The sequence below is a fragment of the Kitasatospora sp. NPDC059817 genome, from assembly GCF_042731835.1.
Classification (GTDB): domain Bacteria; phylum Actinomycetota; class Actinomycetes; order Streptomycetales; family Streptomycetaceae; genus Kitasatospora.
Genome location: NZ_JBHWIR010000204.1, coordinates 1 through 12,632 on the forward strand (window position 1 = coordinate 1; position 12,632 = coordinate 12,632).

Here is a 12,632-nt window from a genome sequence, read left to right on the forward strand (position 1 = left end):
TAGACCTTCCGCACACACCCGAAGGTGCGCGACAGCTCAGCCGCCTGCGCATCCGTCGGATAGAAGCGGTACTTGAACGCCCGCTTCACGTGAGTTGCGGTCATGACCCACAACCTAGCGGGGCAATCCGTGCAGCTCGATTCCCGCACGTCACAGCACTGCGGTCCGCCCCGGGGGCGAAACGCAGCCACCTGACCCGCTACGCGGGCAGTCCAATTCCTCCCCCGGCTGAAGCCGGGGGTATCCACGGAGGTCCATGATGACCGTGCCCACCCTCTGCGTGAGCAACGCCGTCGACACCCTGCGCGACTTCGCCGTCCGCGCCGACGACGTCGACGAACTGCTGTCGGAGTGCTACGCCCAGCAGGACCAGGCGCTGTTCTGGGGGCCGCTGGACAAGATGCTCATCACCTACGAGCCGATCGGAGACCTGGACTGGCAGCGGAAGTTCCTGGAGATCGACGGTGTGGTGAACCTCAGCCCGGCAGGCCGCACCGGCTCGCTGTTCGCCGACATGCTCGCCGATCCCGAACTGATGGCCGCCGTGGCCGCCCACGCCGGGCCGGGCCGCAGACTCCGGCTGATCCCGCACACCACCACCGCCGACCTGTGGCGGTTCACCGAGGCCCTGCGCAGCCGGTACGACGTGGTGACCGAGCTGCCGGAGAGCCCGCCGCAGCAGTCCCTGCGCGACCTGCTGGACACCAAGACCGGCCTGCGCGACCTGGCCACCGACCTCGGCATGACCGACGGACCCTGCCGCATCCCGCCCGGCACGCACTGCGCCGGGAAGCAGGACGTGCCGGCCGCCGTCCGGGACATGCTCGCGACCGGCACGCCGTGCATCGTCAAGGCGGATCGCGGCGAGGCGAGCCTCGGCCTGCTGATCTTCCGGCCCGGCGACGACGACATCGCCGAACGCCTGGCCGGAAGCACGTTCTACGACGAGGACCCGGTGGTCGTCGAGGAGTTCCTCCACGGCGACATCACCTTCCCGTCCGTGGAGTACATGGTGCCGGCGGACGCCCCGCCCCACCTCTGCTACACGACCGACATGCTGTTCGAGGGCGCCACGCACCTGCGCGGCAACGTCACCGCGCGCGAACTGCGCCGCGCATGGTGGTACCGCCCGCTGACCGAGGGCGGACTCCTGCTGGGCGAGGAGATGCAACGGCGCGGCTACCGCGGGCGATTCGGCATCGACGCGATCGCCCGCGACGGCGTCGTCTACCTGCACGACCTCAACGCCCGCCGTACCGGGTCGAGTCACGTGCACGAGTTCGGCGAGCACCTCATCGGCCCCGGCTACCTCGACACCCACGCGGTCGGCAACTACGACTTCTACGGCCTGCCGACCGGGCTGTACCTGCCGGAAGTGCTGCGCCTGCTCGGACCGCTCGTGGCCTCGCCCCGACACGCCGACCGAGGTGTGGTCCCGACCGAGCTGACGGACCTTCAAACTGGCAGACTGAGCTGCATGTTCTACGCCCCCAGCCTCGCCGAACTGCACGACCTGATCGACCGAGCCAGGACGGCTCTGGACCTCGGCCGGTGAGCAGCCCGCTGCCCGTGGTCGGGACGGCCCGGCGCTGGCTGGTGCTGACCGTGGTGCTGCTGTGCTTCCTGCCCGCCGCCGTGGACGTCACCATCCTCACCATCACCGTCCCGACCCTCGCCCACGAACTGCAGGCCTCCCCGACCGAACTGCTGTGGGCGGTCGACGTGTACTCGCTCCTGATGGTCGGACTGGTGCTGGTCAGCGGGCCGTTGGGCGACCGGATCGGGCACAAGCGGCTGCTGCTGGCCGGACTGGGCGTCTTCAGCGCGGCCTCCGCGCTGTGCGCGGTGGCACCCGGTCCGCCGGCCCTGATCGGCGCCCGGGCCCTGCTGGCGATCGGCGCGTCGATGATCATCCCGGCCACGCTGGCGCTGATCCGGCAGACCTTCGGCGACGGCCGCGACCACGCGGTGGCCATCGGAGCGTGGAGCGCGGTCGCCGCCGGCGCCTCGGCAGTGGGACCGGTGGCCGGCGGCTTCCTGCTCCAACACTTCTGGTGGGGCTCGATCTTCCTGGTCAACCTGCCGATCGTGGCACTGGCCGTGCCCGCCGTGGCACTGCTGCTGCGCAACGAGGTCGAGTCCGAGCGGCAACCGTGGGAGGCCACCTCGCCCCTGCTCTCGATGGTGGGATTCCTGGGCTGCGCCTACGCCATCATCGCCTTCACCCACGACGGCGTCGGCATCCCGGAGGTGGTGCTGCCGGCAGCGGCGGGCCTGACCGCGCTGGTGCTGTTCGTGCGACGGCAGCAGCGGATGCCGCACCCGATGCTGGATCTGTCCCTGTTCCGGCTGCCCGGACTGCGCGCCGGAGTGGTGGCCTCGGTGCTGCCGGTGCTGGTGATGGTCGGCTTCGAACTCCAACTGGTGCAGTACCTGCAGATCGCCAAGGGCCTGTCGGCAGAGGCCGCCGCGCTGTACCTGATCCCGATGCCGTTGGCCGCGACGGTGGCGGGGCCGGTGGGCGGACTGCTCCTCTCCCGCCTGGGACAACCGCGCGCGGGCGTGCCCGCCGGCCTGCTGCTCGCGGCGACCGGATACGTCCTGGCCGCCTCCGGCACGGTGGTCCCGCTCGGACTGGCCCTGATCGGGTTCGGCCACGGCCTGGTCCAGATGGTCGCCTCGAACCTGATCATGACCACCGCGCCGTCCTCCCAGGCGGGCGCGGCGGCGGGCATCGAGTCCGTCGCCTACGAGGCCGGCGCCGGCCTGGGCATCGCCGTCTTCGGCACGGTCACCACGGTGGCCTACCGACTGCTCCTCCCCCCGGGCACGTCATCGTCCCCGCTCGACGCTGGCGCCTCCCCGGAAACCGCCCAGGCCTTCACCGACGCCTTCCACACCACCACCTGGCTGGCCGCCGCCCTCACCCTGGCCACGATCCTCCTGGCCACCCCGACGAGGACGTCGACGTGGTCCGGAACACCCGGCGCAGCCGCAAACGCCTCGACGTCCTCGGCCCCGTCGGGTTCGGGAACGAGCAGCACCCCGAGCAGGAGACAGCCGAACGAACGGACATGACAGGCGTCGTCGACCGGACCGACCGGCCGCCTCACCGATGAGGCTGAACAACCATCAATTCCCAGCCCCGGAGCCGGGCCAGGCCCCGGGGACGGGCGCGTCCCCGGGGCGATCAGCGGGCAGGTCGTGTGCAGGGCCCAGGTGCCAGGTCCCAGGGCCCGGGGCTCAGGCCTCCACGCCGTAGTACTGGGCGAGGAAGCCGATCACGTCGTCGGCGTGCGGGAGCAGCTCCGGCAGTTCCCGGGCCAGCGTGGTGCGGGTGGCCTCGGCCAGTTCGGGCAGGCCGGTGGCCGCGCCCTTCACGTACGGGTCGAGGCGGCGGACGAGTTCGTAGTTGCTCTCCACGTCCAGCTGCCGCATCGCCTTCTCCAGCGGGGGCGCGTCGACCGGCGGGATGTCGGGCAGGACCCGGCTGACGAAGGTGACCCGGTGCAGGACCCGCCAGCACGGCGGCTTGCGGTCCGACTGGCGGGCCTGGCGCAGCGCCGCCGCGTTGGGGTCGTGCCCGTTCTCCAGCCAGCGGGGGTCGACGACCTTGTGGAAGAAGCTGTCGAAGTGCTCGCTGTCCTCCCCGAGGTAGAAGCTGAGGAAGCGGTAGGCGTCGACCTTGCCGGGCACCTTGACGGGCTGTCCGTCGCGGTCGAAGACCGGGTTGCGGTCGCCGTCGTAGCTCTGGAGGTTGCTGCTGGGCGCGACCTCGACCTCCAGGCCGAAGGAGCGGGTGGCCTCCTTGCCGCGCGCCCGGGTGGTGGTCATCCCGCCACCGACGGAGGCGTCGAGCTGGGCGCCGATGCCGATGCCGGCGATCTGGAAGGAGGTGCCGATCGAGGTGCCCACCGAACCGGAGAGCGAGTACGAGCCGGCCGTGGTCTCGCTGACCACGTCGGTGGTCTCGGTGGTCTCGGCGAAGAAGCCCCCGGCGGCCGTCCACACGTAGGTGTTGACGAGGTCGCGGCGGGAGAAGCCCTGCCCGGTCGCGCTGTCGGTGGCGTCCCGGCCGCGGGCCGGCGAGGCGTCCGCGCCGATCGCGCCGCCGAGCACCCGGCCGGCCCGCTGGGCGAGCGGGTCGGGGGCGTGGGTCTCGGTGGAGACGCTGTCGTAGTAGCTGTGCAGGCGCTGCTGGTCGCGCTGGATGCGGCGCTTGAGCGCGTACGCCTCGCGGGGCTTGAAGTAGCTGTACTCGCCCCGGTCGCGGGCCCCCTGGTAGTCGGGGTCGGCGACCTTGCCGCGGGCGTCGAATCCGACGGTGCCGTCCAGGGTGCCCTGCTTGGTGTAGCGCGGGTTGATCGGGAAGGGGACGACGTTCCAGTCCTTGGGGATGTCCGGGTTGGGCTGGATGCGGTAGGCGACCAGCGCGCCGCTGTGCGCCAGGCGCAGCGCGAAGACGTCGGCGGTCTGCGACTGGACGACGGCGAAGCCGGTGTTGGCCGGGACGTACCGCCGCCCGGCGGTGGGGTTGAGCACCCGGCCCGGGTCCTCCCAGTGGCCGGTGAGCGAGACCTTGGTGGTCCGGGCGGTGTTCTCGCCCTGGGAGACGGAGGTGTCCTCGGCCCAGCTGTTGGAGAACTCCAGGTTGCCCCGCACGCTCGCCGAGACCCCGCCCTTGGCGATGGACTTGGCGATGCCGAAGCCGAGCGGGGCGGTGATCATCCAGACGTCGACGTCCACCTCGTTGGAGAGCGCGAAGCCGAAGGCGGCGTCCACGCTGCGCTCCTTGGCGGAGGACAGCGAGCGGACGACCTGTTCGGCCTCGGTGAGTTTGACCGTGGAGGCGCCCTCGAAGGTGTCGCTGCCCGGGTCGGTCAGGCCGGCGGTGAGGTTCTCCGAGGGGATCGGCGGGGCGCCCTCGACGTAGCCGATCAGCTGCGGGTCGAACTGGATCTGGCTGACCCACTCGCTGACCAGCTCGCCGACCTTGTAGCCGGTGATCAGGTGCCAGCGGCCGTCCTGGAGGTAGCTGTAGGCGCGCTTGAGGACGCCGAACGCCTCGCCGCGCGAGCCGTACTGCATGTCGGCGTACTCGGCGACCGCCGGGGCGGCCGAGATGCTCTGGTGGAACGGGGTGCGCAGGCCGGCCAGGGCCGATCGGACCTGGGCGGCGTCGTTGGAGACCGGTGCGCTGGACAGCACCGTGCGCGGGCGGCTGGCTTCCGGGCCGAACTCCAGGTGGTTGCCGCGCAGGCCCTCGTCGCGGACCTGGGCGGTGCGGGCCTCGGTGGAGTCCCGGTCGAACGGCCAGTAGGCGACCAGGTCCTCCTTCTCGCCCTTGAGCCGGGTGAACAGGTTGTCCAGCAGCTGCTCGTGGGTGCGGGCGGTGCGCCAGATCCGCACTTCCTCCAGCACGCCCTCGAACGCCTGGGCGGGCTTGCCGCGCTTGAGCACCGCGCCCAGGGTCAGCTGTGCATCGCCGTTCTCGGCGAAGGCGGCGGTGTCGGGCAGGCCCGCGGTGGCGGGCAGGCCCGGGGTGCCGGCCGGGTCGCAGGCCACGGCGACGCCGTTGCGGTACAGCCGGAAGACGCTGCCGCGCGGGTCGGGGTTGCGGACCCAGCGGGCGCCGCGCAGCCGGGCCGGGTGCGAGCCGGTGGCGTCGGCCGTGGTGCTGCCCGTGTTCTCCTCGAAGCGCCAGTGCGCGACCAGGCCGCGGTCGCGGGCGGTGACGGCGGTGCCGAGCCGGGCGGCGTCCCGGGCGGCGCCCCAGATCCGGACCTCGGCGAGCACCCCGGTCAGCTGCTGGACGGTGGCGCCCTCGCGCGCCCGGCCGAGCTCCAGCGGCGCGTCGTTGCCGCGCGGCCCGGGGCCCTCGTAGCGGCCGGCGCCGATCTCGCGGCCGTCCAGGTGGAAGCGGATGTCCTGCCACTCGCGCACGGCGAGCGACTCGACCAGCTCGACGCTCTGGGTGACGGGCTTGCCGTCGGCGCCGGTGGCGGTGATCTGCCGGGTGCCCTTCTGCTCCTGCATCGAGCGGCCGCCCTTGCGGACCACGGCGATGCGGTGGAACTGCCCGGCCCGCACGCCCTCGGTGGAGGTGAAGCGCACGGCCCGGCCGTCGGGCTCCTCGAAGGCGAACTCCAGCCGCCCGTCCGGGAGGACGGCCAGGCGGTAGGGCACGCTGCCGCCGATGCCGTCGGCGGTGCGGCCCTTGGAGAGCAGGCCCTGGGTCTCGCCGAGGCGGTCGACGCGGGCGAACACCTCCAGGGTCAGGTCGTCGGCGATGTCCAGCGCGTCGTCGTCCGGCACCTCCAGGTGGGCGTCGCCGCTCAACTCGACCGCCCAGGACTGCTGGTAGGCCAGGGCGAGGTGGCTCCACTCGCGCAGCGGGAAGGTCTCCCGGCTGACCACCCTGCGGTCGCCGACGACCGCGACGGCCCGGCAGCCGGCGTCGGCGATCGGCGAGCGGGCCGGGACGGGCTTCGGCATGCCGCGCAGTTCGGCGTGCCGGTTGTTTCCGGAGCGGTCGGTCAGGACGGCCGGGGTGCCGGGAGCGGGCGCCGTGTACGTCCAGTAGCCGAGCAGCCCCGCCTCGTTGCCGCTCAGCCGCCGCCCCTGGTCGGCCCGCAGCTCGTCGCCGCCACGCGCCTTGGACCAGAGCCGGACCTCGTCCAGCCGGACGGCGGCGAAGTCGCCGGGCCAGCACAGCACGGTGCCCAGCGAGAGCCGGCCCTGCCCGCGGTACGGGGCACTGGCGGTGCGCCGGGCGATCTCCTGGCCGTCCAGGTAGATCACCTGCTGGCGGGTCTCCCGCTGGAAGACGCAGGCCCAGTGGTGCCACTTGGTGTCGGAGAACCGCTTGGTGGTGTCCAGGTCGTCGTCGTAGAAGGCGAACGTGAAGAAGCCGTTCTTTCGGAAGCCGATCTGCAGGGTCTCGTTGGCGCGCCCCTCGGTGCCGCTGTGTCCGAGCAGCATGTGCGGCCGACTGTCGACCTTGGTGCGCTGGGCCCAGAACTCCACCGTGAAGTCGCCGTCGCCGAAGCCGAAGGCGTCGGGCACCACGGCGGCGTCGTCCGTGCCGTCGAAGACCAGCCCTGAGGTCGCCTGGGTGCCGAGCAGGCCGAGGCCGTAAGGGGTGTCCCCGGCGTTGGCGTGCAGCAGCCGCACCGGCCCCTCGACCCGCTCCGGGTTGACCCAGGCCTCCAGGGTGAGGTCGCCCGGGGTCGCCGCCCGGGGCAGCTGCCCGGCGGGCAGGGCCAGGAAGCGGCCCTTGCCGTCGAAGGCGTAGGCCCGGCCCGGCATGTCGGCCCGCCAGCGCCCGCCGTGGCCGCGCACCAGGCCGTCCGCGCTGCCCAGCGGCAGTTCGGCCAGGCCCCCGGGGTCGACGGTGATCAGCCGGGAGCCCTCCGCGAGGGCGCTGCCGGGCTGCGAGGACTCGGACCAGCGGTGGTCGTAGCGCACCCGCTGCACGCTCATCCCGGGCTTCAGCAGGGTCTGGTCCGCGCCCGCGCCCAGGCGCAGGGACTTCGATCCGGCGGGGTGGCTGCCCTCGAAGCGGAAGCCGTGGCCGCCGACGGTCACGAAGCCGGGGCCGGACAGCGGGGCGAGGGTGCCCTCGGTGAACTGCACCACGTCGCCGTCGATCCGCAACACGGTGGCGATCGTCACCGGCTGCTCGGCCGCGCCGTTGACCACGGCGGCGAAGTCCTCGGCCCGGCGGGGCAGGTGCGACCACTTCTCAATCTGGCCATCGTGCCGGACGGTGAGGGTGACCTGCGTCGGGCCGTCCCCGGCCTCGACGGTGATCGCGGTCCCGGTGAGGTCGGTGTTGGCGTCCCGGGCCGTGAAGGAGACCGTCCGCCCGCCGGCGGCCAACTGCCGGGAGGAGCGCAGCACCTGGCTGTCGTAGTAGGCGGCGAAGAACTGGCCGTTGGAGCCCCGGAAGTAGAGCACGACGTTGCCGGTGGCACTGTCCAGCAGGAACGGGCGGTCAGCGGCGCGGGCGAAGCCCAGCAGCGCGCCGGAGCCGCTCAGCCCGGTGCGGTCGACGGCGAGCTGCGGCACCGGCAGGGCGATGTCGTCGGAGCCGCGCACGCCGCCGGTGAGCCGGCCCAGTTCCTCCTGCTTGGCGGCGAGGCCGGCCTGCTGGGCGGTCAGGTCGCGGCGCAGCTGGGTGAGCCGGTCCTGCTTGGTGGCGAGGAGCTCCAGGCGCTCGGTGAGCTCGGAGATCTGCCGGCTCAGCCGGTCGGTGGTGGGGTTGGACTTCAGCGAGTTGCCGATCCGCTCCAGGAGCAGGACGCCCTCGCCGGAGTCCTTCGCCGCCGCGTAGTCGTACTGGACGATGCGGTCGCCCTGGCTGTCCCGGGCCGCGACCAGCTTGTAGCTGTGCCGGGCCACCAGGCTGTTGCCGTTCCAGCCGTCGAGCGCGAAGTGGGTGGCGGCGTTGTCCGCCTCCCGGCGGTACTGGATCAGGGGGATGTCGTCGCCGGTCCTCCGGTTGTCGACGTTCATGTCGAGTCCGGAGTTGGCGTTCCTGACGAAGCAGCAGGGGTAGCCGTTGAGCGTGGTGCCGGTCGGCTCGAAGGTCCAGACCGTCGACGCGGCCTGCCTGTCGGCGGTGCGCACCAGCGGGGCGACGCTGTCCGTTCGGTCGCCCTGCACCGCGAGGTACTGGTCCTTGCCGTCCTTCTGCAGCTTGAACCGCAGCCGGTAGCGCCAGTAGGTGACGTCACTCTCCAACTCGGTGCGCGCCTCGGCGCGTTGGCGCTCGACGTCCGGGGTCTCGGCGGTCTCCAGCTGGAGGCGGGTGATCTCGGCCTCGGTGGCGGCGATGTCCCGGGTCAGCCGGGCCACCTGGGCGTCCACCTCCCCGGCCGCGTCCACGTTCCCGCTGGACTCCGGCGCGGCCAGCACCGGCAGGGCCAGTTCCTCCGGGACCTGCGCCAGCCGGCCGTCCCGGCCCACGCCGAGGTCCAGGGTGGCGACGTAGGCCTCGTCGGTGGCCTGACCGGTCACCGGGTCGGGCCCGCCGGTGGTGCAGGCCAGCAGCACCCTGGCCTGGCGCTTGACCGGCTTGGACGTCTGGTCGTAGCCGGCGGGCGCGGCCTCCTGCTGGTGGTGCAGCAGCGCCGACAGGCCGGAGACCACCCGGCGCCCGGCGAAGGCGAAGCTGCTGCGGCTCACCCCGGAGTCCTCGCCGACGGGGGCCTCGGAGGTGACCCAGGCGGGGCCGCCGCTCAGCTTCGCGTGCCGGCCGTGATCGGTCTGGTCGTGCAGCGTGGTGCCGGAGCCCTCGTCGAAGCGGTAGTAGACGGCCAGCCCGGGCTCGTTACCGATCAGACGGCGGCCGCGGTCGGCGGCGATCTCCGGACCGCTGCGAGGGCGGAGCCAGATCCGCACCTCGTCCAGCTCGCCGCGCCCGAACGAGCGGGCACCGCGCCCCAACGTGAGCCCGCCGAGGCCGGCGTACGGCATGTCCGTGGTGCGGCGGCCGACTTCGACGCCGTCGCGGTAGACGATCTGCTCGCGGGTGTCCCGGGCGAAGACGCAGGCCCAGTGGTGCCAGTCGGTGTCCGTGGTGCGCTGCGGGATGTCCAGGTCGTCGTGGAAGAAGGCGAAGGTGAAGGTGTCGTCCGGGCGGAAGCCGATGTGCAGGGTGCGCAGCCGGACGCCCTTGGAGGCGCCGTGGCCGATCAGGAAGTCCTCACGGCCGCCGGTGGCGGTGCGCCGGGCCCAGAACTCCACCGTGAAGTCGGAGTCGGCCAGGTCTAGGGCGCTGCTCGGCAGCTCGGCCACGTCGTCGACACCGTCGAAGCGCAGGGCCGTCCCCGCCCGGCCGCCCCCGCCCGCCGCGGGGACCAGCGGACGGCCGGTGAACGGGCAGGTGCCGGGCGCGCTCTCGTAGACGGCGTCCCGGTGGCGCGGGTCGGGGCTGGTCCAGGCCTGGGTGCCCTGGGTGCTGAACAGGCCGTCCCGGCCGCGCTCGACGCTGAAGCCGTCGATCCGGCCCGTGGCGTCGTTGTGCGCGAAGAGCTGCCAGCGCTCCCGGCCGTGCACGGCGGTGGGCACCAGCAGGGCGGTGAACCGGCCCTCGGAGAGGTTGCGGACGAAGGACAACTCCTGGGTCGGTTCGACGAACGGCCGGCCCTCCATGTCCTGCGTACCGAGGCTGTCCTTGGCGGAGTCCGGGCGGCCCTTGTGCCGGCTGCGCCGGTAGCGGACCTCCAGCACCGGCTTCAACTCGCCGCCGGCCAGCACGAACCGGTCGCACAGCAGGGTGGCGTCAACCGCCGCGACCTTGCCCTCGCCGCCCTTGGCCAGGTAGTCGGTGCGGGCCGGGTCGCCCGAGGAACCGGCGCCGTCGGCGAGCCGGAACACCGCGTCCGGGTGGTCGGCGCGCACCGACTGGCGCAGCACGTACACGTGGGTGCCGTCGGACAGGACCTGGAAGGGGGCGGCGGCGCCGAGCCGGGCGGTGCTGGACAGGAACCGGTCCAGCTCCTGGTCCTCCAGCCGCTCCGCCGCGTCCGCCTCGACCCGGCCGCCGCGCTTGACGACGGGCATCCGCACCGCGCCCGCCACCGCGTAGCCGACCCTCGCCACCTCCGTCGGGAAACGCAACGCCAGCGGGTCCTCCGACCAGTACGCCGCGTCCGCCTCGCCCTTCGCCTCGTCGTGCTGCGACAGGTCCAGGACGCTGTAGACGATCCGCCGTTGGTCGTCCATCGCGAACGCGACCGTACTGCCTTGGTGCCGCACGGTCGTGGTGTGCACGTAGGCGCGGTCGCTGTATACCTTCGCCAGGTGCTGCGTCTCCGTCAAGCTGCCACCTCATGCCGGGTGGCCGAAGGGCTACCGACGGCCACGCGATCAACACAGAACGTGCCCACGCTTTCACCGGACGTGACTGATCATCAAGATACTTTCGGGCCACGGAACATGGCCGATCACGCCATCCGGCCCGGGCGCTCCGGGCACTCCGGGCGGGGGGCGGTCGCCGGTAGGTCACGGCCCTGCGGGGTTTTGAGATCGGCCGCGCCCTGTGGCTGGCGGGGTCGCCGGGATCGTCCGCGCCCACCGAAAAGCCCAGGCCGGGGACCAATCCCGACCTGGGCTTCGGTGTCTTCGGTGTGCTGTCAGTGGCCGGTGGTCATCGAGATCCGGGCGAGGACGGCGGTCGCCTGCGCCGGGTTGACGCGGAGCCAGGCGGCCAGGTGCTCGCGGACGGCCTCGGCGACGCAGGCGCGGACGGGCCCGCTGCCCAGTCGTTCGCGGGTGGCCCCCTCGAACTCGGGGCGATCGAGCTTCACCGACACGACCGCCGTCAGGCCCACGCCGAGCTGGGCGGGGGTGAGGTCGGGGTCGGACGGCATGAGCAACTGCTCCTCGCGGGCATGGGCGTTGAGCGCGGCCGCCAGGCCGTCGCGGAAGCCGAGCTCGTGCGTGCCGCCGCAGGTGGTCGGCCGGCTGTTGGCGTAGCTTGCGACCCGCTCCTCGCGCGAGTCGCACCAACGGAAGGCCACCTCGACACTTCCCTCCATTTCGGAGTACTCGCGCTCGAAGCCGATCACGTCCGGGTGGAGGGGGGCGGCGCCCTGCTCAGCGATGCGGTCCCTCGGTCCGCCCGGGAACCGGAAGCGGACGGCCCGGGGCGCCGCGGGGTCGCGGTCATCGGTCAGAGTGACGTCCAAGTCCCGGTTCAGGAAGGCCAGTTCCCTGAAGCGCTCGGCCAGCGCGTCGAACGAGAACTCCAGTGTCTCGAAGATCTCGGCATCGGGCCGGAAGGTGATCGCGGTCCCGCTGCCGTCGGCCGGTCCAGCGTGGGCGGGCGTCGCGACAGCCACACCTCGCTCGTACTCCAGCACCCAGCGGGCGCCGTCGCGCCGCACCTCGGCCGTCAGACGGTCCGACAGCGCGTTGACGACGGCCAGTCCCACGCCGAAGTAACCGCCGAGCAGCGAGCGCCGGTTGGCAGGCTGCGCCCCCCAGCAGAGCACGGTCAACCGGGTCTCCAGCGCAGGGCCGTCACTGTGACCGGCGTGCTCGACCGGGACGCCCATGCCGTCGTCGGCGACGCGGACGCCACCATCGGCGGTGAGGGTGATCTCCACACGGCTGGCGGTGCCGCCGAGGATCTCGTCCAGCGCCCGCTCGGCGGCCTCGAACACCAGGTCGTGCAGGCCGCGTTCACCGACCGATCCGATGTACATCCCAGGCCGCTTCCGAACGGCCTCCAGGCCCTCAAGAACCACGATCTTGCTGCCGTCGTACGCCTTTGATTCCTCGCCCATGATGTCCCCTCCGAAGGTGCCCGACAAAGCTCCCCCAGCCTAGGAGATTTCCGAGAAAACACTAGGTCAGAGCCAGTTTGGCGAGGCCACTGACGGGCTCCTGAGAGGCAACCGCGAGCGCCCGGCCGGGACGGCTGCGCACTGCCGCCGAGATCCGGCCACGGCCCTCCGAGGGGCGTCTGCGGCACCGTTCCGGGCGGCTGCGGGGCCACGAGTTCCAAGAATTTTCACGTCGCCCCGGTGCGGTCGTGGATGACGCCTGAACCGTGGGGGCCCGGCGCCGCGCGGGCGGGGGCGGGGGCGCGCGGTCATCGACGGGGGCGGGGCGCCCAGGCG

The 12,632-nt window shown here is 72.6% G+C and carries 5 protein-coding genes; 2 read left to right on the top strand and 3 right to left on the bottom strand.

The window, feature by feature from the left end; genetic code table 11:
- The coding region (locus tag ACFV61_RS30255) for a helix-turn-helix domain-containing protein (protein ID WP_380495076.1) at window positions 1-104 on the bottom strand (104 nt) is incomplete at its 3' end.
- Between the two features lie 155 nt (window positions 105-259).
- On the opposite strand from ACFV61_RS30255, the gene ACFV61_RS30260 reads away from it, so the two are divergent.
- Window positions 260-1,555, top strand: a complete 1,296-nt coding sequence (locus ACFV61_RS30260) for a hypothetical protein (protein WP_380495067.1) — start codon at window positions 260-262, stop codon at window positions 1,553-1,555.
- Window positions 1,552-3,078: an MFS transporter gene (locus tag ACFV61_RS30265; RefSeq protein ID WP_380495069.1), complete on the top strand. Its 1,527-nt coding sequence runs from the start codon at window positions 1,552-1,554 to the stop codon at window positions 3,076-3,078. Before ACFV61_RS30260 ends, ACFV61_RS30265 begins: the two co-directional genes overlap by 4 nt.
- Before the next feature lie 165 nt (window positions 3,079-3,243).
- Here the strand turns inward: ACFV61_RS30265 and ACFV61_RS30270 are convergent, their stop codons facing one another.
- The gene (locus ACFV61_RS30270; RefSeq protein ID WP_380495071.1) at window positions 3,244-10,827 is read right to left on the bottom strand and encodes a LamG-like jellyroll fold domain-containing protein; all 7,584 of its coding nucleotides are present in this window, start codon (window positions 10,825-10,827) and stop codon (window positions 3,244-3,246) included.
- A gap of 314 nt (window positions 10,828-11,141) precedes the next feature.
- Window positions 11,142-12,296 carry an ATP-binding protein gene (locus tag ACFV61_RS30275; protein ID WP_380495073.1) on the bottom strand — a complete coding sequence of 385 codons (1,155 nt, stop codon included), beginning with the start codon at window positions 12,294-12,296 and terminating at the stop codon, window positions 11,142-11,144.
- Window positions 12,297-12,632 lie beyond the last annotated feature (336 nt).